This window comes from Micromonospora sp. WMMD882 (assembly GCF_027497255.1).
GTDB lineage: Bacteria > Actinomycetota > Actinomycetes > Mycobacteriales > Micromonosporaceae > Micromonospora.
In genome coordinates this window covers 5,995,656-6,017,449 of sequence record NZ_CP114903.1, presented here as the reverse complement: position 1 = coordinate 6,017,449, position 21,794 = coordinate 5,995,656, and the positions used below count along the sequence as shown (strand labels likewise).

General features: G+C 75.1%; 19 protein-coding genes and 1 pseudogene. 8 read left to right on the top strand and 12 right to left on the bottom strand.

Features of this window, described 5'->3' with window-relative positions:
- Window positions 1-8: 8 nt before the first annotated feature.
- Window positions 9-503: a GNAT family N-acetyltransferase gene (locus O7606_RS26015; protein ID WP_281596621.1), complete on the bottom strand. Its 495-nt coding sequence runs from the start codon at window positions 501-503 to the stop codon at window positions 9-11.
- An 88-nt stretch (window positions 504-591) separates the two neighbouring features.
- Here O7606_RS26015 and yidD point away from each other — a divergent pair, with 88 nt between their 5' ends.
- From yidD to O7606_RS25990, 5 genes are all read left to right on the top strand, one after another.
- Window positions 592-1,056, top strand: coding sequence for a membrane protein insertion efficiency factor YidD (yidD, locus tag O7606_RS26010; protein ID WP_281596620.1), 465 nt, complete (start codon window positions 592-594; stop codon window positions 1,054-1,056).
- A 119-nt stretch (window positions 1,057-1,175) separates the two neighbouring features.
- A complete protein-coding gene (locus O7606_RS26005; protein WP_281596619.1) occupies window positions 1,176-2,558 on the top strand; it encodes an ATP-binding protein in 1,383 nt (460 codons plus the stop codon).
- Window positions 2,548-3,786 carry a hypothetical protein gene (locus O7606_RS26000; RefSeq protein WP_281596618.1) on the top strand — a complete coding sequence of 413 codons (1,239 nt, stop codon included), beginning with the start codon at window positions 2,548-2,550 and terminating at the stop codon, window positions 3,784-3,786. Before O7606_RS26005 ends, O7606_RS26000 begins: the two co-directional genes overlap by 11 nt.
- A complete protein-coding gene (locus tag O7606_RS25995; protein ID WP_281596617.1) occupies window positions 3,753-4,466 on the top strand; it encodes a response regulator transcription factor in 714 nt (237 codons plus the stop codon). Before O7606_RS26000 ends, O7606_RS25995 begins: the two co-directional genes overlap by 34 nt.
- 60 nt (window positions 4,467-4,526) lie before the next feature.
- Window positions 4,527-5,282, top strand: a complete 756-nt coding sequence (locus O7606_RS25990) for a hypothetical protein (protein WP_281596616.1) — start codon at window positions 4,527-4,529, stop codon at window positions 5,280-5,282.
- Window positions 5,283-5,552: 270 nt separating this feature from the next.
- Here O7606_RS25990 and O7606_RS25985 read toward each other — a convergent pair whose 3' ends face one another.
- The 4 genes from O7606_RS25985 to O7606_RS25970 form a co-directional block, all read right to left on the bottom strand.
- Window positions 5,553-6,476: a DJ-1/PfpI family protein gene (locus O7606_RS25985; RefSeq protein WP_281596615.1), complete on the bottom strand. Its 924-nt coding sequence runs from the start codon at window positions 6,474-6,476 to the stop codon at window positions 5,553-5,555.
- Between the two features lie 3 nt (window positions 6,477-6,479).
- Window positions 6,480-7,085: an isochorismatase family protein gene (locus O7606_RS25980; RefSeq protein ID WP_281596614.1), complete on the bottom strand. Its 606-nt coding sequence runs from the start codon at window positions 7,083-7,085 to the stop codon at window positions 6,480-6,482.
- 149 nt (window positions 7,086-7,234) lie between these two features.
- A complete protein-coding gene (locus tag O7606_RS25975) occupies window positions 7,235-7,990 on the bottom strand; it encodes a lysophospholipid acyltransferase family protein (protein WP_281596613.1) in 756 nt (251 codons plus the stop codon).
- Between the two features lie 170 nt (window positions 7,991-8,160).
- Entirely contained in the window at window positions 8,161-8,739 is a 579-nt protein-coding gene (locus O7606_RS25970; protein ID WP_281596612.1) for a TetR/AcrR family transcriptional regulator, read from the bottom strand.
- Here O7606_RS25970 and O7606_RS25965 point away from each other — a divergent pair.
- The gene (locus O7606_RS25965; protein WP_281596611.1) at window positions 8,699-9,244 is read left to right on the top strand and encodes a hypothetical protein; all 546 of its coding nucleotides are present in this window, start codon (window positions 8,699-8,701) and stop codon (window positions 9,242-9,244) included. The genes O7606_RS25970 and O7606_RS25965 overlap by 41 nt on opposite strands.
- Before the next feature lie 151 nt (window positions 9,245-9,395).
- Here the strand turns inward: O7606_RS25965 and O7606_RS25960 are convergent, their stop codons facing one another.
- The 3 genes from O7606_RS25960 to O7606_RS25950 all read right to left on the bottom strand — a co-directional run bounded on the left by O7606_RS25960 (window position 9,396) and on the right by O7606_RS25950 (window position 12,527).
- Complete coding sequence (locus O7606_RS25960; protein ID WP_281596610.1) at window positions 9,396-11,456, bottom strand: glycogen debranching N-terminal domain-containing protein; 2,061 nt, start codon at window positions 11,454-11,456, stop codon at window positions 9,396-9,398.
- The gene (locus O7606_RS25955) at window positions 11,456-11,827 is read right to left on the bottom strand and encodes an SCP2 sterol-binding domain-containing protein (RefSeq protein WP_281596608.1); all 372 of its coding nucleotides are present in this window, start codon (window positions 11,825-11,827) and stop codon (window positions 11,456-11,458) included. The genes O7606_RS25960 and O7606_RS25955 overlap by 1 nt, the downstream gene beginning before the upstream one ends.
- 283 nt (window positions 11,828-12,110) lie before the next feature.
- On the bottom strand, window positions 12,111-12,527 hold the full coding sequence (locus tag O7606_RS25950) for a CBS domain-containing protein (RefSeq protein WP_281596607.1): 417 nt from the start codon (window positions 12,525-12,527) through the stop codon (window positions 12,111-12,113).
- A 144-nt stretch (window positions 12,528-12,671) separates the two neighbouring features.
- On the opposite strand from O7606_RS25950, the gene O7606_RS25945 reads away from it, so the two are divergent.
- Window positions 12,672-13,430, top strand: a complete 759-nt coding sequence (locus tag O7606_RS25945; protein ID WP_281596606.1) for a DUF6338 family protein — start codon at window positions 12,672-12,674, stop codon at window positions 13,428-13,430.
- A gap of 57 nt (window positions 13,431-13,487) precedes the next feature.
- On the top strand, window positions 13,488-17,225 hold the full coding sequence (locus O7606_RS25940; RefSeq protein ID WP_281596605.1) for a CHAT domain-containing protein: 3,738 nt from the start codon (window positions 13,488-13,490) through the stop codon (window positions 17,223-17,225).
- A gap of 17 nt (window positions 17,226-17,242) precedes the next feature.
- Here O7606_RS25940 and O7606_RS25935 read toward each other — a convergent pair whose 3' ends face one another.
- The 4 genes and pseudogenes from O7606_RS25935 to O7606_RS25920 all read right to left on the bottom strand — a co-directional run.
- The gene (locus O7606_RS25935) at window positions 17,243-17,683 is read right to left on the bottom strand and encodes a PPOX class F420-dependent oxidoreductase (protein ID WP_281596604.1); all 441 of its coding nucleotides are present in this window, start codon (window positions 17,681-17,683) and stop codon (window positions 17,243-17,245) included.
- A gap of 180 nt (window positions 17,684-17,863) precedes the next feature.
- Complete coding sequence (locus O7606_RS25930) at window positions 17,864-18,889, bottom strand: aspartate-semialdehyde dehydrogenase (RefSeq protein ID WP_281596603.1); 1,026 nt, start codon at window positions 18,887-18,889, stop codon at window positions 17,864-17,866.
- An 83-nt stretch (window positions 18,890-18,972) separates the two neighbouring features.
- Window positions 18,973-20,319 carry a pitrilysin family protein gene (locus O7606_RS25925; protein WP_281596602.1) on the bottom strand — a complete coding sequence of 449 codons (1,347 nt, stop codon included), beginning with the start codon at window positions 20,317-20,319 and terminating at the stop codon, window positions 18,973-18,975.
- A gap of 131 nt (window positions 20,320-20,450) precedes the next feature.
- Window positions 20,451-21,731: pseudogene (locus tag O7606_RS25920) on the bottom strand (pitrilysin family protein); the annotation flags it as partial.
- Window positions 21,732-21,794 lie beyond the last annotated feature (63 nt).

Genomic DNA, 21,794 nt, shown 5'->3' with positions numbered 1-21,794 from the left:
GAGAACCGCTAGAGGAACTTCCGCATCTGGACGGACGTGACCTGGTAGCCCATCTCCTCGTACAGGGCGCGGGCGCCGGTGTTGTGGCCGAAGACGTTCAGTCCCACCGTCGCCACCCTGGCCTCCCGGCACCACCTGTCGACGGCCTGCATGATCCCCCGGCCGTAGCCGCGTCGGCGCAGCCCCTCGTGCACCTCGACGTCGTAGACGAAGGCGTGCCGGCCGTCGGACTTCGTCTCGACGTGCAGCCACAGGATGCCGACCTCGACCCCGGCCCCGTCGTCGTGCAGGGTCCAGAAGTGGTGACCCGCCGTCCGGGGCCCGTCGGGCAGCAGCCGCCGGAGGTCCGCGCGCGCCTTCTCCTCCGCCTCCGCGCGGGGCATCGAGCCGCTGGCGACGATGCTGTCCACGTACCCGGCCTCGGATCCGGCGCGGTACCTGTCGTACCCGTCCTCGGTCATCGGTTCCAGGCGAAGGGGCGGCACCTCGGCGCGAGTCGTCATACCCGCACCATAGGCGGCCGACGGCGACGAAGGCGTCCCCCGGAGGGCGTCCCGCGGAGGCGTGGACAGCGTGTCGCATCATGGCCGCATGATCAAACTGACCGGCCACGGGCGGGCCCGCAGGAAGCGCAAGCGGAAGTCCGACTGGGGCTCCTGTGACGGCTGTGACTGCGACGGCCCGGCCTGCTGCGACTTCGGGCTGTTCTCGTTCCTGCTGACCCTGGGCGCGACGCTCGCCGGCCTGGTGACGCCTCCACAGCGGCACGCCGGCCCGGTGACCCGTCCACAGCGGCACGCCGGCCGACCGGCCGGCGGCAGCCGACCGGGCCGTACGCCGGTGGTGGACCGGGCGGGGCGGGCGGCGATCCTCGGCTACCGGCGCTGGCTGTCGGCCCACTGGCCCGGCCGGTGCCGCTTCACCCCCACGTGCAGCGCGTACGGGCTGACCGCGGTGGAGCGGTACGGCCTGGCGGTGGGCGGACGGTTGACCGCCGACCGGCTGCGCCGCTGCCGTCCCGACGTCCCTCAGGGCACCCACGACCCGGTGGCGTAACTCGAGGCCGTCGGAGGCGGTCGGGGCGGCCCTTTCTGCCCTCGGTGCGTGTTATCCTCCGGCCGTTGCATCCCGTCGTGCGCCCGTACGGATCACAGCCGGAAGGATGCCTCCCCCGAATGCCGGTCGTCAGCATGCCCACGGTGGGAGCGCCGGACGGTCCCACCACCGCTCCGCCACCGCCACCGCCGATCCCGGGTGTCGCGCAGAGCCCGGCCGCCGACGCGTTGGGGCGGGTGTTCACCACGCTGCCCGTCGTGCTGCGGGTGACCTGCGGCCTGGCCGGCGCGGCAGCCGCCCTGGCGGTCCGGTCCGAGCCGGTCGACCAGACGCTGCTGCTGGTGGTGGTCGGCGTGCTCACCGCCTGGTCGGGGTGGTTCGCCCGGGTGGGTGGCCGGCACGGCCTCACCCCCGCGCTGATCGCGGTGGACGTCGCGCTGACCGTCGGCGCGTGTCTGCTGATTCCCCGGCTGGTCGCCGCCGAGGTGCTGCCCGGCGAGGTGAGTTGGGTGGCGATCCTGGCCAGCACGACGGTGATCGTGGCCCAGCTCGCCCTGCGGCCACGGTGGGCGGTGCCGGCCGGGTTGCTGGTCACCGGCGCGTACGCGTACGGCGCGCACCTGGCCGGCAACGACGCCGAGGCCGTCGCGCACGCGACCACCCTCGTCGTGCAGACCGCCTCCGGGACGGCGCTGGCCGTCGTGCTGCGGCGCAGCAGCCGGCGGGCGGACCTGGCCTTCGCCGAACGGCAGCGCGTCGCCCGGGACGCGCTGGTCGCCCGGGCCGCCCGCGAGGCCGAGCGGCGACACAACCGGGACCTGCACGACACGGCGCTGTCCACGTTGACCATGGTGGGGTTGGGCGCGGTCCGTTCCGGCTCGGCGTCGTTGCGGGACCGGGCCGCGAGTGACCTGCTCGCCTTCTCCGCGGCCGGCGCGTCGGCGGAGCCACCCTCGGTCAGCCCGGCGGCCGGCGCGCCGGCCGGCGGTCGACCGGCGCCGCTGGACGTGCGTCTGCGCGAGGTGGCCGCGCGTTTCCCCGACCTGCCGGTGATCGTCGAGACGACCGGGGACCCGCCGACGACCACCGGCCGGCCCGCCGGCCCCCCGGTGCGCCACGACCCGACGGCAGCGGACCGGCAAGCAGGCGGATCGGCAGCGGCCGACGGGCCGACGGAAGCCGACGGGCCGGCGGGAGGCGTGCGGGTGCCGGCGGTGGTGGCCGAGGCGATCGCCGAGAGCGCCGCCGCCGCGCTGGCGAACGTGCAACGGCACGCGCCGGGCGCGACCGCGTGGCTGCGCCTGACCGGGATCGCCGGGACCGTCGTGGTCGAGGTGGTCGACGACGGGCCGGGCTTCGACCCGGCCCGGGTCCCCGGCCACCGGTACGGGCTGCGTGAGTCGATCGGTGGCCGGATGGCGGCGGCCGGTGGCCGGGCCACCGTGGACTCCGCTCCCGGCCGGGGCGCCCGGATCATCCTGGAGTGGCCGGATGCCGGCTGACCAGGTCGGACCGCCGGCCAGCGCGACGGCTGCCACCACGACCCCGGGCAGCACGACGGCTGCCACCACGACCCCGGGCAGCACGACCCCGGGCAGCACGTCGGCTGTCGCGCGGGGCGGGACGGCGGGCGGCGCGGGCGCGGTGGTGAGCGCATCCGACCGGGGGGCCCGGATCGCGGCGGTGGTGATCGCGTACGGCTGGCATCTGCTGATCAGCCTGCCTGCCGTACTGCTGAGCTGGTCGGCGCTGCGGTGGCCGTGGCTGGTCGGCGGCGGCTGGCTGGCGGTGGCGGCGGCCGGCGGATTCGCCGGGTGGCGGCTGCTGCGTGGCGGGCCGCTGCCGGCGTGGCCGCTGGTGGTGGGGTTGCTGCTGGTCGACGCGGTGGTCTTCCCGGCCAGCGGCGCGGAGCTGCTGTTCCACTCGGCGAACTGGGGGTGGGGCACGGTCGGCTGGTTCGCGGTGCTGTTCCTGTGGGGACGGCCGCTGCGGGACCTGGTCGCCACGATCGCGGCGGGCGCGGTGATCGCGCTGGTCGCGGTGCTCGGGCAGGGCGCGGACGCCGCCGACCTGAGCCGCTACGCCATGTACGTGTACGGGGTGGCGGCGCTGCCGATCGCGTTCGCCGTCGGCGCGGCGACCCTGCGCGCCCTGGCCGCCGAACGGGCCCGCGCCGCCGCGGCCGGCGCGGCGGTGACCGCCGAGCGGCTCGCCGCTGCGCACGCCCACCGGGACCGGCTGGCCCGGTTGGCGCTCGTCGACGCCGCGGCCGGCGCGGTCCTCGCCGATCTGGCCGCCGGCCGCGCCGATCCGACGGACCCGGCGGTGCAGCGGCGTTGCGCGCTCGCCGCGGCCCGGTTGCGCCGCCTGATCGCCGAGTCCGACGACGTGCCCGACCCACTGTTGCACGAGCTACGGGCCGGCGCGGACCTGGCCGAGCGGCGGGGTGTCGCGGTGGACCTGATCACGCTGGGCGGTCCGCCGCCGCTGCCGGTGGAGGTGCGTCGCCGGCTGGTCGACCCGCTCACCGCGGCCCTGGCGCAGGCCGACGACCGGGCCCGGTTGACCGTCCTGGCCACCCCGGACGCGGTGGAGATCAGTCTGGTCACTCCGGACCGGGGCACTCTTGAGGAGGTCGTCCCTGCGTCGGGGGACGGCCCGGTCGAGTACGAGCAGGAACGCGACGGGGAGGTCAGATGGATCCGGACCCGGTGGACGGCGTCCCGGTGAGCAGGCCGGTGCGGGTGGCGATCGTCGACGACCATCCGGTGGTGGTCGAGGGGATCCGGTCGTGGCTGGCCGTCGAGCCCCGGTTGACCGTGGTGGCCACCGGCGACGACCCGGACGCGGTGCTGCGCGCGGCCCCGGAAGCCGACGTGCTCCTGCTGGACCTGCGGCTGCACGGCCGGACCATGGTGGACCGGGTGGCCGGGCTGGCCGCGAACGGCCGCCGGGTGGTGGTCTACTCCGAACACACCGACCCGGAGACGATGCTGGCCGTGGTGGAGGCGGGCGCGGTGGCGTTCCTGGCCAAACACGAGGGGCGTGAACACTGCGTGGCGACGGTGCTGGCCGCCGCCGACGACCGCGCGTACGTGCCGCCGACGCTGGCCGGGGCGCTGGTCGGGGACGCCCGCCCGGACCGGCCGGCGCTGTCCGACAAGGAGCGCGAGGCGCTGCTGCTGTGGTTCCAGTCGATGTCGAAGGCGTCGGTGGCCCGGCGGATGCGGATCAGCGAGCACACCGTGAAGCAGTACGTCGACCGGGCGCGGATCAAGTACAGCCGGGTGGGCCGTCCGGCCGCCACGAAGGCGGCGCTGCTCGCCCGGGCGATCGAGGACGGCCTCGTCCGTCCCGAGGAGATAGGCACCTACCAGTCGTACGCGGCGCCCGACCGGCCGACCCCCTAACGGGTGTCATGACAGCGGCCCGACCGGCACGCAAGGCTCGACGGACGACCGTCCGTCACCGTGCGCCACCGGGAGGTGCTGATGTCCCCCGACGACGGGTCACCTTTCTTCATCGCTCCGCACCGCTTCGACGCGACCGACACCGCCGACCAGCCCGTCCTCGACCGGCGGCACGCTCCCGTCCCGGAGCCGGGCGAACGGGTCCTGGCCCGCTACCGGCTGGCCCTCTCCGGTCAGCTGCTCGACCCGGCCGGTGACCGCCGGCAGTGGGCGCTCGGCCCGGCCGCCTCGGTGACCGTCACCGACCGGCGCGTCGTGCACGTCTGCGACGACCTGACCCTCGCCCCGGTCGACGGGGACGGCCCCCGGCACCGGCGCAGCCTCCGGCCGGCCCGCCCGGTCAGCGGGCAGATCCGTTGGCAGTGGCCGTCCCGGCTGGAGTTGCGGGCCGGCGACCCGAGCCGTCCCGACGAGTTGCTGATCGTCTGCGACAGTCTGCGGACGCTCCGGCAGCCCGCCCTGGCCCTCGGTGGCCTGCCGGCGCGGGAGCTGGGGGTGCTGGCCCGGCTGGTGCGCCGGTCCGTGGCCGCGTTCCGGCTGGCGAACCCGACCCTGGTGGAGCTGTCGGCGGCCGAGCGGGACGTGCTGCTGCGTCGGGCCGGCACCGCCGCGGTGGTGCGGGGCGTGCCGGTCACCCTGCCCGGCGCGCTGCCGTTGGAGTTCCTCACCAGGGACGACTACTACCGGCCGGGGGGCCGGCCCCGTCGGGTGACGGTGCGCCGACCGGCCGCCGGCGGACCCGGCCCGGCCTGCTGACCGTCGCCGTTCCGATGTGGACCGGACACCCCTGATCGCCAGGGCTTCCCCACCCGACCAGGGCCGGTCGTCCACGGAGGGGAGCCGCGCATGCCGGTGGTCGAGACCGCCGCGACCGGGTTGGCGAAGGCGGTGGTGACCCGCGCCGTGGTCTTCGCGGTCAGCTCGTCACCTCAGCACGCGCGGCGGGCCGGCGACGGGCGTCGATGATCGCGCCGACCCCGGCGGACACCCCTGCGGAAGCCACCGGGCCGGGCTCGCGTCGGTCAGTCAGCGGCGGACGCCTCGGGCGCGGAGGCGGCGGAGCATCCGGGCGTCGGCGAAGCCGACCGCGCGGGCGGCGGCCTCGACGGTCGCGCCGTGCCCGATCAGGTGCTCGGCGCGTTCGGTCCGCAGCAGGTTCTGGTAGCCGAGCGGGGTGAGCCCGGTGGCCTGCCGGAACAGCCTGGTCAGGGTACGTTCGGCGACGCCGCCGGCGGCGGCCAGCTCGGCGAGCGGCAGCCGTTCCGGGAAACGGGCGTCGATCACGTCCTGCGCCCGGTGGGCGGCGTCGCTGAGGTGGTCGCGGTGCCGCAGCATCGCGCTCTCCTGCCGCTCGTGGCCGTTGCGTCGGGTGGGCACGACCAGGGCGCGGGCGATCCGGGCGGCCACCGCCGGCCCGTGCCGGGTGGCGATCAGGTGCAGCGCCAGGTCGATGCCGCTGGCGATGCCGGCCGACGTCACCACCCGGTCGTCGACCACGTAGAGCACGTCGCGTACCACCCGGGCCGCCGGGTGCCGGCGGGCCAGCTCGTCCTGCACCTCGTGGTGGGTGGTGCAGCGCCGACCGTCGAGCAGCCCGGCCCGGCCGAGCGCGTACGCGCCGGCGCAGACGCTGGCGACGACGCCGCCGGCCGCGTGGTGGTCGGCCAGCCGCCGCAGGTCGGCCGGGCCGACCGGGTCGGGGCAGCCCGCCGGGCCGTACCCGGCGACCCGCCAACCGGGTACGACCACCAGGTCGTCCGGGGTCAGTTCCGGCCAGTCGGCGTCCGCCACCAGCGGCACGCCCTGGACGGACGGCACCGGGCTCCGCTCGGCGACGTGGTGCAGACGGTAGTCGTACCCGAGGTCGGCGGCGGTGGAGAAGACCTGTGCCGGGCCGGCCAGGTCCAGCAGGTGCACCTGCGGGACCAGCAGGAAGACCACCCTGGGCATGCGTCAGCCGACCGGCTCGGCGTAGCGCGCGACCACCTCGTCGACGGTACGGACGGTGGCGAACCGACCGGCCAGCGCGTACTCGGTGCGCTGGGTCATCTCGTCGGCGGAGAGCGTGCGCGGGTCGGCGAGGATCTCCTCGACGGTGGCGTCGGCCGGCAGGTCCCGGTGCGGGGTGGGGAACGTCGTGGTGGCCTCGGTGACGAACGTGACCTGGTAGCCGAGGTCGGCGCCGAGCCGGGCGGTGGTCTCGCAGCACTGCTCGGTGCGGATGCCGCAGACCACCAGCTCCCGGACGCCCCGGACGGTGAGCAGGTGTTGCAGGTTGGTGGTGGTGAACGCGTTGTGCGCGGTCTTGGTCAGCCGGGGCTCGTCGGCGCGCGGGGCGAGCCCGTCGAGCAGCCGGACGTGCCCGCTGGCCGGGTCGAACACGCCACCGCTGCCCGGTTCGGCGTGCAGCACCCAGACCACCAGGTCACCCCGCGTCCGGGCGGCGGCGACCAGCCGGGCGACCCGGGGCGCCAGGTCGGGATTCGAGCGGTACGCCCAGATCGGGCGCTGCCGGAAGGACTCCTGGACGTCGACGACGACGAGTGCGGATCGGCTCATGTCGTCGATCCTGGTCGCCGTGGCGCGCCGACGACAGGCACCATCACGTCCGGCTGCGGACCGATCCGGTCACGCCGGACCGGCGGTCGGCGGTCGGCGCGGTCTCACGCCGGATCGGCGTTGGCGAACCGCCGGGGCCGGGGGGCGGCTCACACCTTCTCGGCGGCGCGCTGGAGGCGGGCGGCCTCCAGGGCGGCGGCCTCCTCCAGGGTGGGGGCGGTGCCGCCGAGGTGGACCGGCTGCCACCAGGTGTCGTCGGGGCCGGCCGGCTGGTCCGGGTACTCCCGCTGCGCCCGGTCGACCAGCGCGATCAGCCGTGACTTCAGCTCGGCGTTCATCCGACCGGCGTACGCGTAGTCGGCCGGGTCGATCGGCTCGCCGATCAGGATGGTGATCGGCACGTGCCGGCGGGTGAGGGTGCGCGGGCGACCCTTGGTCCAGAGCCGCTGCCCGCCCCACAGCGCCACCGGCAGCACCGGCACGCCGGCCTCCTTGGCCATCCGGACGGTGCCGCTCTTGAGGCTCTTGACGGTGAACGAGCGGCTGATCGTGGCCTCGGGGAAGACGCCGACCACCTCGCCCCGGCGCAGCGCGTCGACCGCCACGTTGTACGAGTCGGTGCCGGCCGTCCGGTCCACCGAGATGTGCCGCATGCCGCGCATCAGCGGGCCGGACACCTTGTGCGTGAACACGGACTCCTTGGCCATGAACCGGACCAGCCGCCTGGACTCCTGCGCGCCGAGGCCGCAGAAGATGAAGTCGAGGTAGCTGACGTGGTTGGCGGCCATGACCGCCCCGCCCGTCCGGGGCACGTGGTGCGCGCCCTCGATGGTGATCTTCAGGTCGAGAACCCGGAACATGGTCTTGCAGGCGGCGATCACGGGCGGGTACACGAGTTCCGGCATTGGCCGAGACTACCCTGCCGGCGACACCCCGACACCGGACCGGACCAGCCCCGGACCGACACCCCTCCGGCGCCCAGCCGCGTGAACGACTCCAACCTGATCGACTGCACTTCGTGGAAACGGGGCCTTCGTCCCCATGGAACAGCCCCGGTTCCCCGAGAAGGAGTCGATCAATTCGACAGGTCGGACGGGTGGCGCAGGCCGGCGAGGACGAGAGTGATGATGCCGTCCGCGTCGGCCCGGTGGGCCGGTTGGCCGTAGGTCGCGCAGATGCCCTGGAGAGCGATCATGACGGCTCCGGCGCCGACGTCGTCGCGGACGGTTCCGGCCTCGGCGGCGGCGGCCAGGAGGTCGGCGACGGCCTGGCCCAGGGCCTGGGCGCCCTCGGCCAGCGTGCCCGAGCGGGCGGCCATGAGCCCCGCGAGGGTGCGCGCGAGGCCCTCGTTGGCGTGCAGGTGGTCCACGAGGCCACGCAGGAAGGATTCCAGCGCCTCGTCGGCGGGGAGGGTGGCCTGCAACTCGCGGAGGCAGTCGCCGAAGGCGGTGAGCTCCTCACGGTAGACCGCCTCGGCGAGGGCTTCCCGGGTGGGGAAATGGCGGTAGAGCGTGCCGGTGCCCACGCCGGCCAGCTTGGCGAAGTCGTCGAGACGCAGGTCGAAGCAGCCGCTGGCGAAGAGTTCGCGGGCCTTGGCGATCAGCGACGACGGCGTGCTGCGTGCGGCCCTGCTGCCCGCGGTCTTCCTCGGCACTCTCGACCAGCCGCCGACCGGGCGCGAACGGGCCGTACGGCAGGTGTTCCGCGAGGCCGGGTTCAGGATTCAGGAGAACTCCGACTTCCGGGGCTGGCTGTCGATCCATTTCGTGCAGAACGCGGGTCTGCACACGCGGGCCCTGCGGCGGGGCTCCCTGGCCGGGCTGTCGCCCCGCGACGTACGCGAGGCGATCCTCGCCACCCGCGAGCTGCTGCCGCTGGTCGAGGCCCGGGGCGTGGACCTGCGGCGACACCGGGCCGAGCTGCTGCCCCTCACCGCGCCCGTCTGGCTGGCGGCGCCGGCACTGGCCTGGCTGCTCGGTCGTTTCCCGCCGATGCGTGTCGTGACGGAGGCCCACGCCAACCCCGAGGAACTGCGCGCGATCTGCCGCGACACCCTGGCGGAAGCACGCCGAGTGGGGGTGCGGACGCCCCGACTTGAGGCCGCCGAGCCCTACTTCACCGGCTCGTCGCCCGCCGACCGGCCCGGACGAGCGGCGTGAGTCTCGGCCGACTCCACATCTCTGAAGTGCCGACTCCACATCCCTGAAGTAGGGCCTTCGCCGCCTCGGGACACCCCCGTTTCCCCGATACGGAGCCGGCTACGGGGTCGATCACGGGGCGCGCGGGGTCGATCACGGGGGCGCGAAGGGGTCAGTCGGCGGGGGTGTGGAGTTCGAGGCGGCCCCGGGCGAAGGCGTCCACCCGGCCCCACCGGCCCGGGATGTCCAGCACCTCGATCCGGCCCATGCCGACCGGCAGCCGGGGCTCGACCGCCAGGTGCCCCTCGTGCGGCTCGATGCCCAGCATCGTACGGATCAGCAGCAGCGGCGCGCCCGTCGACCAGGCCTGCGGCGTGCACGCGGTCGGGTACTCCACCGGGAACTTGGTGAGCTCCCGCCGGTAGCCGCCGAACGCCTCGGGCAGCCGCCCGTCGAAGTACGCGGACGCGGCGATGATGCCGTCGGCGATCTGGGCGGCCTCCTCGGCGAAGCCGTACCGGCGCAGACCCCAGGCGATGAACGAGTTGTCGAACGGCCAGATCGTCCCGTTGTGGTAGCCGATCGGGTTGTAGCGAGCCTCCCCCTCGGCGAGGGTGCGCACCCCCCAGCCGGACCAGAGCCGGGGGCCGACCAGGTGCGCGGCGACCTTGGCCGCCCGCGACTCGTCGACGATCCCGCTCCACAGCAGGTGCCCGATGTTGGAGCTGAGCGTGTCGACCTGCCGGCCGTCCGGGTCCAGGGCGATCGCGTAGTACTCGCCGTCGGCCACCCACCACTCACGGTTGAACCGTTCCTTCAGCTCGGCGGCCTCCCGTTCGAGCTGGTCGGCGTACGCCGGGTCGCCCCAGAACTCCCGGGCCAGCCGGGCGGCGCGCACCTTCGCGTCGTACGCGTAACCCTGCACCTCGCAGGTGGCCCGGGGAAACCCGGGCAGTCGACCGTCCCGGTACGAAATGGAGTCCCAGGAGTCCTTCCAGCACTGGTTCTCCAGACCGGTGTCGGTGTTGCGGCGTTCGTACCAGATGTAGCCGTTACCGACCAGGTCGGCGTACTCGTCGATCCAGCGCAGCGCGGCCCGGCTCTCCCGTTCCAGCTCCTTGACCAGCGCGGCGTCCCCGCTCCACCGCTCGTACTCGTCGAGCAGCACCACGAACAGCGGGGTCGCGTCCACCGAGCCGTAGTACGGCGAGTGCGGCTGCTCCTCGAAGGCGGCCGTCTCCCCGTACCGCATCTCGTGCAGGATCCGCCCGGGGTCCTCCTCGCGGAAGTCGTCGAACCGGGTGCCCTGGAGGGCGGCGAGGATCCGCAGCGTGGTCCGGGACAGCTCCGGGGTGAACGGCAGCGTCTGCAGACAGGTCAGGATGCTGTCCCGGCCGAACATGGTCATGAACCAGGGCAGACCGGCGGCGGGCAGGGTGGCGCCGGGCAGCGAGATCGGCGAGAACCGCAGCGCGGCCAGGTCCACCAGGCTGCGCCGGTAGGTCCGGTCGAGGGTCTCCCACTCGCAGTTGACCGTCGGCGCGGCGGCCAGCCAGTCCTGGAGGTCGTGCTGGAGCGCCTGGCGTTCGACGCCGTGGGCCCGCAGCCCCATCCGCAGGTCCCGGCCGCCGGGGCCGAGGGCGACCGTCCGGACGTCCAGCTCGGTGCGCCACTGCTCGTTGGGTTCCAGCCGCACCGTGTACGCCAGTCCCTGGGCGTCGAACCGGGCCGGCCGGGACGACGTGACGACGGTCTCCCGGACGAGGTTGCCCCGCCGGTAGCCGAGCCGGAGCGCGTCCGGTTGCACGTCGGTGTAGAACTCGCCCTTCTTGTTCACGATCTCGTCCTTGACCTGGAACAGGTCGGCGAAGTCGGCCGCCGCGTCGATACGGACCTCCAGGTCCACCGGCTGCTCGTCGTGGTTGAGGATGATCAGCTCCTCGCGGAAGCTGCCCCCGACGGCCCGCTCGCGGATGACCGACAGTTTCGCGTCGGTGTAGTGGGTGGCCGTCGCCGGCACCAGGAAGAACCGGGCCTCGTAGTACTGGAGGTCGTCGTAGGACAGCGGGTGGAGCCGCTCGCCGTTGAGGGTCAGCACCCAGGTCGACAGGAACCGCATGTCGATGGAGAACAGGCCGCTCGGCTCGGACGGCGTCGCCTCGATGTCGCCGGTGCTCTCGCAGACCACGAAGGTGTTCCCGTCGAGGATCCGGACCGTGTTGCTCTCGGCCATCAGCACGCCCTCCTGCCGGCGGGCCGGCGCGGGCCACGGGCGTCCGGCGGGCCGGGAAAGACCCGTTCCACCTGGACGAGCAGCCGCGCGTTCCCGGTGATCGTCATGTCGCCGCGCAGCAGCGCCGCGAGCCCGTTCTCCCGACCGGTGACGATCTTCTCGAAGAGCCCCGGGTCGACGGCGACGACGGTGTCCGCCTCCCGGTCCTCCTGGCTCACCCGCAGCCGCCCCCGGTCGATGGCCAGCAGCCAGTGCGTGGTCCGCGCGCCCTCGTTCAGGTCGATCCGCAGCGTTCCGGACGTCTTCGCCAGCGTCGGCTCGAAGCCCCGCCGGTTCAGCTCCTCGAAGTACCGTGTGGTCGCGTCCACCATCCGGTCGCCCTCCCCGTCGTTCGTCCCGCGCGCCGACCGTGGCTGCCGCCCCGGCCGGTGACGCGGTCACCGCCGGTGCAGGGTCCCCGGTCGCGCGGCGGTCAATCTCACCCGGTCCGGGTGAGTCGCCGGCGGCAAGCGCCCGAGAGCGTGCGCCCGGGCAGGATCCGTCCGGACGGCGGCGAGGACCCCGGGCAGGCAAGCGCGCCGGTCTCCGTCGCGGCGGAGACCGGCGTGCCCGGGTGGATGGAACGTGCGGCTCGGGTCGGACGTGCGGCGCGGGTCAGTTGTTCGGCTCGTCCGCGCTGATGTCCGCCAGCACCGACTGTGGCTCGCGTTCCACCGCGAGATCGCCGATGGAGACCAGGCCGACCAGCCGGCCGTCGTCCATCACCGGCAGCCGGCGTACGGCGTACGTCCGCATCAGGTCGGCGGCGGACACCGCGTCGTCGTGCTGGCTGACCGTGATCAGCTCGGTGCTGGTGACCTGCCGCAGGGTGGTGGTGTCCGGGTCGCGCCGCTCGGCCACGCCCCGCACGGTGATGTCCCGGTCCGTGACGATGCCGACCACGCCGTCACCGTCGGTCACCACCACGTCCCCGATGGCGCTGTCCCGCATCTGCTGGGCGGCGGCGGTGAGGGTGTCGTTGGCGTCCATGGTCACCAGCCGGGTCGTCATGAACTCTCCGACCGTCGTCATCTCGATCCCCTCTCGGTGTGGTCCCACGGTCTACCCGTCCGCCCGCGCCGCATGCCGGGGCCGCCCGGATCGCCGTGGGTAACCGGGGTGGCTACGGTGTGGCACAGTGCCGGGAGGTCGAACCCCGACAGGAGGGACGGACGGGTGCAGGCGCCATCGACGGTCATGCAGGTCGCGCTCCTGATCCTGCTGGTGCTGCCCGGAGCCACGTACCAGTTCCTGCGGGAGCGCTGGCGCGGGCCGGTCGCCGGGGAACGGGTGCTCGGGGAGCGCCTCCTCCGGGCGGTCGTGGCCTCGATCGTGCTGGACGCCGCGTACCTGCTCGCCGCCGGTCCGCACCTGGTGCGGCTGGCCCGGGGCGCCGGGCCGGGCGACTGGACCGGTCTCCTGGAACGGCCCCGCCTGGTCGGCGCGGTGACCGCCCTGCTCTTCCTGGTCGTCCCCGCCGCAATGGCGGCGTCGGTCTCCTGGTGGGAGTCCCGTCGGCGCAGGGCCAGCTACCGGCCCGTGCCGACCGCCTGGGACCACGCCTTCCACGATCGTGAGTCGTGCTTCGTCCGGGTCCGGCTGACCGACGGCAACTGGGCCGGGGGCTGGTACGGGGCCAGCTCGTACGCCTCCTCGTTCCCGCACCCGGCCGAGCTCTTCCTGGAGTCGGCGTGGACGGTGGACCGGGACGGCCGGTTCGGGACCCGGGTGGACGGGACGGGCGGGCTCCTGTTGCGCGCGGATGACTTCGACGTTCTCGAATTCCTCGTCCCGCCGGTGGCGGGAGCGGACCCCAGGAAGGCGGACAACGGTGGAACAGACCCCGGATCCGGAGCTGTCGCCCGAGGAGCAGGCCCTGCTCGCCAACGCGCGCAGCCGGGGATACTCGCCGAAGAACCCGCGGAAGGAGCCTGAGCTGCCCCCGTCCGGGCCGGCCGGGACCTCCCGCCAGCCCGTCGACGAGGACTGACGATGCCCTGGCGGCGTCGGCGGGACCCGGCGCCATCCGAGGACACCGGGCAGCTCGCGGAATCGGCCGTCGCCCGCTTCGACGAGGCGCTGGCCGTGATGCGGCACGTCCCGACGACGGACACCGTCCAGGCGGCGATCGAGGCGGGCCGACGGGCGGCGGCCGAGGACGGCCCCGACCGGGCCTGGGCGTTGGGCAACCTGGGCGGGGTGTTGCGGGCGGCCTTCGCCCTGACCGGTGACCTGCGCTACCTGGACGAGGCGATCACCGGGGTGCGCCGGGCGAGCGCGCTGGTGCCGGCCGACGGCCCGGACCGGGCCCGTCTCCTGGACAACCTGGGCACCCTGTTGTTCAGCCGGTTCCAGCACACGTCCGACCGGGCCACGCTGACCGCGGCGATCGAGGCGAGCCGGGCGGCGGTGGTCGCCGAGGGCAGCCACGGCCCGGTCCGGGCCGACCGTCGGTGCAACCTGGTGGTCGCGTTGGCGGAGGCGCACCAGCAGACCGGCGACCTGGCGGCGCTGGACGAGGCCGTCGACGTGGCCCGCGCGGCCGTGGCCGAGTGCGACGGGCCGGACGGGGACCAGCCGACGGCGGCCCGCTGTCTGCACTATCTCGCTTTCTGCCTGAGACGCCGGCACCGGACAACCGGCGCCCGGTGGGCGCTGGACGAGGCGATCGAGGCGGCCCGCCGGGCCGTCGCGGCCACCCCGTCGCACGAGCCGGGTCGGCTCGACCGGATGACGGTCCTGCACGCGGCGCTGGGCGACCGGTTCGCGGTGACCGGCGCCCGGGCGGACCTGGCGGAACAGGTCTCGGTGGCCGCGGCGGCGGAGGCGATCACCCCGCCGGGGCATCCGGCCTACTTCGACAACAGGGAGCGCCTGCGTGCCGGCCGCGAGGCGTTGGCCCGGCTGACGACCGGGCGGGCCGAGCCCGCCGCCGACGCCACGGACGCCACCGACCGGGCGGGGCTCCTCGCCGACATCTGCGGCTACCGGACGGCGGTGTTCCAGCACACCCGTGACCTGTCCGAGATCGAGCGGGCCGTCGCGGCGGGCCGGGAGGCGGTGGCGGCCACCCCGCCCGGTCACCCCGACCAGGCCCGCCGGCTGGACAATCTGGGCGTCGCGTTGGGAGAGCTGGGCGGGGCGACCGGCGATCCGGCGGTGCTCGTGGACGCCGTCGCGGTCCACCGTCGGGTGGTGGCCGCCACTGCGCCCGACCATCCGCATCTCGCCAGGCGTCTCGGCAACCTCGCCGCCGCGCTGCACGGTCTCTTCGCCCAGACCCGCGACGAGGCGCTGCTGGAGGAGGCGGTGTCGGTGGGCCGACGGGCGGCGGAGACCGCCGACGATCCGGGTGAGCAGGCCGTGCACCTGTCCAACCTGTGCGCCGCGTTGCACCGCAGGTACCTGGCCGTCGGCGAGGTCGGGTTGCTGGCCCAGGCGGTCGACGCCGGTCGGGCGGCGGCCCGCCTCGGCGCGGACCGCAGCGCGCGGCACGGCAGCCACCTGTCGAACCTGGGGGCGGCGCTGGTCGACTGGTCCCGGCACACCGGGCGGTCGGGCGCTCTCGAGGAGGCGGTGCGCGTCCACGAGGCGGCGGTGGCGGCGAGCGGCGAGCGGCATCCCGACCGCGCGCTGCGGCTGAGCAACCTGGGGGGCGCGCTGCTGCTGCGTTACGAACGCGCCGGCGACCCGGCCGACCTGTACCGGTGCGTGGTGGCGCACCGCGCCGCGCTGGCGGCGGCCCCGGCCGACTCCCCGGAACGGGCCCACGCCATGATCGCCCTCGCGGGCGCGCTCGTCGAGTCGCAGTCCGCGGCGGGCGGCGGAGGGCCGGTCGGCTCCGCCCCGCCGACCGACGGCCCGACGACCGACGGCCCGACGACCGACGGCCCGACGACCGACGACACGACGACCGACGACACGACGACCGACGACACGACGACGGCCGGCGGACCGGGTCGTCCGGTCGACGCCGGCCCGGCGCTGCTGGACGAGGCGGTCACGCTCGCCCGCGCGGCGGTGGACCGGCTGCCGGCCGACACCCCGACGACGGCGCGGGGGCTGAGCGCCCTCGGGGACGCCCTGGGCGCCCGGTTCCGGCACAGCGGCGACGAAGCGGACCTCGACGGGGCGTTGGCGGCGTACCGGCGGGCGGTGGCGGCACGGACCGCGCCCCTGCTCACCCGGGTGGCCGCCGCCAACGCGTGGGGCATGCTCGCCGCCGACGCGGACCGGGTCGGCGCCGGCGGCGCGCAGGCGGCGGCCGAGGGTTTCGCCACCGCCGTACGGCTGCTCCCCCGGCTGGCCGGTCGACACCTGAGCCGACCGGACGCCCAGCACTGGCTGGCCCGGTTCGGTGGGCTCGCCGCCGACGCCGCGGCCTGGGCGTTGACCGTGGGCGACGAGGTCGCCGCGGTGACCCTGCTGGAACTGGGCCGTGGGGTGCTGCTCGCCCAGGCGCTGGACACCCGCACCGACCTGACCGACCTGGCGGCGGTCGCCCCCGACCTGGTCGACCGGTTCACCGCGCTCGCCGCCGAGCTCGACGCGGAGGCCACCGTCCGGGACCGGCTCGCCCTGGCGGCCGAACTCGACACGGTGCTCGGGCAGCTCCGGGCGTTGCCGGGCGGGACGGACGTGCTGGACCCGCCGTCGCTGGCCGAGCTGACCGGGCAGGCCGCTGACGGGCCGGTCGTGCTGATCAACGTCAGTCGGTACCGGTGCGACGCGCTGCTGCTCACCGCGGACGGGCTACGCGCGCAGCGACTGCCGGGCCTCACCGCCGGGGCGGTACGGGACCGCGTCACCCGGTTCCACTCCGCGCTGGCCGACGGCCCCGGTCCGGCGACCGAGCGGGTGGTGCGGGATACCCTCACCTGGCTCTGGGACGCGGTGGTCGGCCCGGTCCTGGACGGTCTGGGCCACACCGGGGCGCCGTCGCCGGAGCGCCCGTGGCCCCGGGTCTGGTGGGTGCCGGTCGGGTCCCTCGGTCTGCTTCCGCTCGCCGCCGCGGGTCGGCACCACCCCGCCGGGGCGAACGCGCTGGACCGGGTGGTCTCGTCGGTCGTCCCGACGGTGCGGGCGCTCGGCCACGCCCGGTCCCGGGCCCGCCGGGGCCGCGGTGGCTCCCCGCCGGTGCGCCCGTTGGTGGTGGCCATGCCGCACACCCCGGACGCGCCGGACCTGCCCGGCGCCGACGCCGAGGCCGCCCTGCTACGGGACCGGCTGCCGGGGGCAATGCTCCTGGTCGGCGCGGACGCCGTCCGGTCGGCCGTGCTCGCGGCCCTGCCGACGGCCACCTGGGCGCACTTCGCCTGCCACGGCCACCACGATCCGCAGGACCCGTCGGAGAGCCGGCTCCTGCTCGCCGACCACGCCGACGCGCCGCTGCGGGTGCCCGACGTGGCCCGGTTACGGCTGACCGACGCGGCGTTCGCGTACCTGTCGGCGTGCGACACCGCACGGACCGCCCCGGGCCTGTCCGACGAGGCGATCCATCCGGCGTCGGCCTTCCAACAGGCCGGTTTTCCGCAGGTAGTCGGCACTCTGTGGCAGACCGACGACCAGGTGTCGATCGACCAGTGTCGATCGATCTACGACCTGCTGCTGGCCGGGGAGCCCGACCCGGCGCGGGCGGCGTACGCGGTGCACCGGACGACCCGTCGACTGCGGGACAGGTACCCCAACCTGCCGTCGACGTGGGCGGGGCTGCTGCACGTGGGCGGGTGACGGGTCGACCGCCGGGCTCAGCCGCGCGGGGGGATGCCGACGACCCGTTCGACGTGCAGCCGCAGCACCATCCGCCGTTGTTCGACCATGGCCCGCCGGTAGTCGTCCCAGTCGGGGTGCTCGCCGGACAGGGACCGGTAGAGCTCGACGAGCTCCTCGACGACCGCGTCGTGCGGGTCGCCGGCGACCGGGGTCAGCTCGGCCCGCGCCTCGGCCACCGCGTACGCCCAGCCGTCCGCGCTGCTGACGTGGTAGCTGGCGCGCGGGTCCCGGAGCAGGTTCTTCGTCTTGGCCCGCCCGTCGGTCACCGAGACCCGGATCACCCGGGCCTCCCGGTCGAAGCCGTGCATGACGGTGGACTGCTGCGGCCGGCCGTCCCGCCGGATGGTGGCGAGCACCCCCATCCGGCGGTCGGCGATCAGGGCGAGCAGGGCGTCCTGGTACTCGGTGTCCGGCACGGTTGTCCCCTCCACGTCGGGTCGGACCGGTGGTCGCGTCCATCCAACCGCATCGACCTCGCGGCCCGCCGGAGGAGACCGGGCGCGTCGCCGACCGGCCCGCCACCTCCCGGAGGTGACCAGCCCCGCCACGCCGGCGGAGATGACCGCCCCCGCCACGTCGGCGGAGGTGGCCGGCTGTCAGGACAGTTCGGCGGCGACCAGCTCGGCGATCTGCACCGCGTTGAGCGCGGCGCCCTTGCGGAGGTTGTCGTTGGAGCAGAAGAAGGCGATGCCGTGGGCGACCGTCTCGTCGGCCCGGATCCGCCCGACGAAGGTCGGGTCCTGCCCGGCGGCGAGCAGCGGGGTCGGCACGTCGGCCAGCGCCACGCCTGGCGCGTCGGCGAGCAGCTCCCGGACCCGCTGCGGGGTGATCGGGTTGGCGAAACCGGCGTTGACCTGGAGCGAGTGGCCGGTGAAGACGGGCACCCGGACGCAGGTGCCGGAGACCTTCAGCTCCGGGATCTCCAGGATCTTGCGGCTCTCGTTGCGGAGCTTCTGCTCCTCGTCGGTCTCGTCGGAGCCGTCGTCGACGATCGAGCCGGCCAGCGGGAGCACGTTGAAGGCGATCGGTCGGGCGAAGGAACGCGGCGCGGGGAACTCGACGGCGGCGCCGTCGTAGGCCAGCGCGGCGGCGTCCGAGGCGACCTTGCGGACCTGCTCGTCCAGCTCGGCCACCCCGGCCACGCCGGCGCCGGAGACCGCCTGGTACGTCGCCACGACCAGGCTGACCAGGCCGGCCTCGGCGTGCAGCGGACGCAGCACCGGCATCGCGGCCATCGTCGTGCAGTTCGGGTTGGCGATGATGCCCTTCGGGCGTACGGCGGCGGCGTGCGGGTTGACCTCGGCCACCACCAGCGGCACCTGCGGGTCCGTCCGGTACGCGGAGGAGTTGTCGATCACCACCGCGCCGGCCCCGGCGACCCGGGGGGCCAGCTCCTTCGACGTGCCCTTGCCCGCCGAGAAGAGCACCGCGTCCAGTCCCCGGTAGTCGGCGGTGGCCGCGTCCTCCACGGTCACCTCGCCGCCGCCCCACGGCAGGGCCCGCCCCGCCGACCGGGCCGAGGCGAACAGCCGCAGCTCCTCCACCGGGAACCCCCGCTGGGCCAACACCTGCCGCATCACGCCACCGACCTGGCCGGTGGCACCCACAATGCCGATCCTCATGCCCGCGAGGCTACCCACGTCGACGGTCGGACCGGGACCGGATTCCCACCGCCCGGACCCGGAACGACGCACGTCACACCGGCTCAGTCCACGACGTCGACCACCTCGCCGAGCCCGGTGGCGACCAGCTCGTCCCGGATCACCGCGACGTCCCCCTCCACGACCAGGGTCAACGACTCCGGCCGCAGGTGCGCCGCCGCGGCGGCGGAGACCTGCTCGACGTCGGCGGCGAGCAGGGACTCCCGCAGCCGGGCGTGGTAGTCGTCGGGCAGCCCGTGCACCACCAGGGTGACCAGCGCGGAGGCGATCGCCCGGGGCGACTGCAACTCGACCGAGAGCTGACCGGCCCGCCAGGAGCGGGCCACCGCCAACTCGTCGGAGGTGACCCCGGTGAGCTGCGTACGGGCGATCTCGCCGACCGACTCGACCAGCGCCGGCGCGGTGACGGCGGTCTGCACCCCGGCCGCCACGGCGAACCGGCCGAACCGGCGGGCCGCGCCGAACTCGCCCCGGATGCCGTACGTGTAGCCGCGCACCTCCCGGATCAGGTGGTTCAGCCGGGACGTGAACGCCCCGCCGAGCACCGTTCCGGCCAGCGTCGTCGGCACGTGGTCGGGCTGCGCCCGGTGCGGGGCCGGGTGCCCGAGCCGCAGCGTCGACTGCACCGATCCGGGCCGGTCGACCAGCAGGATCCGCCGCCCGGCGTGGAAGGTCGGCTCGATCGGCCCGTCCTGCGGGGCGGGGCCGCCACCGGCCCCGGCGAACGCCGCCGCGCCGAGCGCGTCCAGGTCGAGCCGGTCCAGGTCACCGGCGACGACCAGGGTGCCGGGCCGCAGGAACCACTCGGAGTGGAAGACCCGCACGTCGTCGACGCCCAGGCCGGCCACCGACCGCGGGTCGCCGTACAGCGGGCGGCCGATCCGGCTGTCCGCGCCGTACAGGTCGGCGCGGAGCACCGCGTCGGCGCGCGGCCCCGGGTTCGCCCAGTCCATCCGCAGCCCGGTGGCCTCGTCGTCGCGGACCCGCAGGATGTCGGCCGGGTCGAGGCGGGGGGTGCGGACCGCCTCGGCGAGCAGCTCGACGGCGGCGGTCAGCCGGTCCACCGGCACCTGCACGCTGATCTGGAAGGAGTCCCAGTCCAGCCCGACGACAAGCTCGGTGCCGAGCGCCTCGATGGCCAACGCGTACGCGGTGGCGTCCCGGTGCGCCGTGCCCTCCTCGATGGCCTTGGCGAGCACCCCGCCGAGCCCTTCCCGGCCGAGCGGCTCCCGGCCGGCGCCGGCGTCGAGCAGCAGCAGCGCGACGGCCAGGTTCTGGCCGGGCAGGTGCGCGGCGACGATCTCGCCGCCGGCCACCGTCCGGCGGGTCACCGGCGGGAACCGGTACGGCCGGGCGGCGCCGGGGCCGGGACGTTCGGCGATCAGACTCATCGGGGCTTCCTTCCGGTCTCGGTCACGACACTCGGGCCGCCCGCCTCGGGGCCACCGGCCTCGGGGGCGCCCGCCGGGGCGGCATCGGCCCCGGCGGCGGCGACCTCGGGAGCGGCCCCGGCGGCGGCTGCCTCGGGGTGGTAGCTGAGGACCGCCCGGTCCTGCGGGGCGAGCACCTCGGCGGCCACCTCGGCGATCTGCTCGGCGGTGACCGCCAGCCACGCCGGCAGCCGGTCGGCGACCCGGGCCGGGTCACCGAACTGGGTGGCGTACCGGCTGAGCAGGTCGGCCCGGCCGTCCACGGTGGCCGTCTGCCGCCACCAGGCGGTGGTGAGCAGCGCCCTGGCCCGGTCCAGCTCGGCGGCGGTGACCGGCACGGTGACCAGCTCGTCGACCACCTCGGCCAGGCCGGCCGCCAGCCGCTCGGCGCTCACCCCGGGCCGGGCGGTGGCGGTGGCGATCAGCGGCGCGGGGGCGTGCGCCAGGTCCACCCCGTACGCGCCGACCAGATCCGGCTGGGCGATCCGCTCGCCGTCGGCGAGCCGCTGGTAGAGCCGGCTGCCCCGGCCGCTGCCCAGGACGGTGGCGAGCACCGTGACCACGTCGTACCCGGGGGTGCCGAAGGGGTGGGTGCGGTGCCCGAGGTAGACGCGGGGCGCGGGCACGTCGGCGACGACCGTCTCGCGGACCGGCGTGCCGGTCGCGGCGACCGTGCGGCCGTCCGGCGCGGCCGGGATGTCCGGCCGCGGCGGGATGCCGCCGAAGTACCGCTGCGCGAGCGCGAACACCTGCTCCGCGCGGGCGTCGCCGACCACGGTCAGCACGGCGTTGTTCGGCGCGTAGTACGTGCGGTGGAAGCTCTGGAAGGTGGCCAGGTCGGCGGCGTTCAGGTCGGCCATCGAGCCGATCGTCGCGTGGTGGTACGGATGACCGGGCGGGTAGAGCATCGGCAGCAGCCGCAGCCAGGCGTCGCCGTACGGGACGTTCTCGTAGCGCTGGCGGCGCTCGTTCTTGACCACGTCACGCTGGTTGTCCAGCGTCTCCTGGGTCAGCGCGGGCACCAGGCCGCCCATCCGGTCGGCCTCCAGCCAGAGCGCCAGCTCCAGGTGCTCGGCGGGCACGGTCTCGAAGTAGTTGGTCCGGTCCGGGTTGGTGGTGGCGTTCAGCGACCCACCCGCGCCCTGGACCAGCTTCATGTGCTCGGTCTTGGCGACGTGCGTCGAGCCCTCGAACATCAGGTGCTCGAAGAGGTGGGCGAAGCCCGTCTGTCCGGCCGGCTCGTGCCGGGAACCGACGTCGTACCAGAGATTCACCGCGACCGCCGGGGCGGTGCGGTCCTCGCTCACCACCACGCGCAGACCGTTGTCCAGGCGGGTCGTCTCGATCGGCCAGGGGTAACCGCTGTCGGGCATGGGCACGACGCTATCCGATCACGCCGCCCGCGCCGTGCCGCCCGGTCGACGCTTCAATCGCGC

What these genes read in the sequence shown, in the direction of transcription:
- O7606_RS26015 (WP_281596621.1), bottom strand. Translation starts at nt 503, where the DNA reads ATGACGACTCGCGCCGAGGTGCCGCCCCTTCGCCTGGAACCGATGACC.
- yidD (WP_281596620.1), top strand. Translation starts at nt 592, where the DNA reads ATGATCAAACTGACCGGCCACGGGCGGGCCCGCAGGAAGCGCAAGCGG.
- O7606_RS26005 (WP_281596619.1), top strand. Translation starts at nt 1,176, where the DNA reads ATGCCGGTCGTCAGCATGCCCACGGTGGGAGCGCCGGACGGTCCCACC.
- O7606_RS26000 (WP_281596618.1), top strand. Translation starts at nt 2,548, where the DNA reads ATGCCGGCTGACCAGGTCGGACCGCCGGCCAGCGCGACGGCTGCCACC.
- O7606_RS25995 (WP_281596617.1), top strand. Translation starts at nt 3,753, where the DNA reads ATGGATCCGGACCCGGTGGACGGCGTCCCGGTGAGCAGGCCGGTGCGG.
- O7606_RS25985 (WP_281596615.1), bottom strand. Translation starts at nt 6,476, where the DNA reads ATGCCCAGGGTGGTCTTCCTGCTGGTCCCGCAGGTGCACCTGCTGGAC.
- O7606_RS25980 (WP_281596614.1), bottom strand. Translation starts at nt 7,085, where the DNA reads ATGAGCCGATCCGCACTCGTCGTCGTCGACGTCCAGGAGTCCTTCCGG.
- O7606_RS25975 (WP_281596613.1), bottom strand. Translation starts at nt 7,990, where the DNA reads ATGCCGGAACTCGTGTACCCGCCCGTGATCGCCGCCTGCAAGACCATG.
- O7606_RS25960 (WP_281596610.1), bottom strand. Translation starts at nt 11,456, where the DNA reads ATGGCCGAGAGCAACACGGTCCGGATCCTCGACGGGAACACCTTCGTG.
- O7606_RS25955 (WP_281596608.1), bottom strand. Translation starts at nt 11,827, where the DNA reads ATGGTGGACGCGACCACACGGTACTTCGAGGAGCTGAACCGGCGGGGC.
- O7606_RS25950 (WP_281596607.1), bottom strand. Translation starts at nt 12,527, where the DNA reads ATGACGACGGTCGGAGAGTTCATGACGACCCGGCTGGTGACCATGGAC.
- O7606_RS25940 (WP_281596605.1), top strand. Translation starts at nt 13,488, where the DNA reads ATGCCCTGGCGGCGTCGGCGGGACCCGGCGCCATCCGAGGACACCGGG.
- O7606_RS25930 (WP_281596603.1), bottom strand. Translation starts at nt 18,889, where the DNA reads ATGAGGATCGGCATTGTGGGTGCCACCGGCCAGGTCGGTGGCGTGATG.
- O7606_RS25925 (WP_281596602.1), bottom strand. Translation starts at nt 20,319, where the DNA reads ATGAGTCTGATCGCCGAACGTCCCGGCCCCGGCGCCGCCCGGCCGTAC.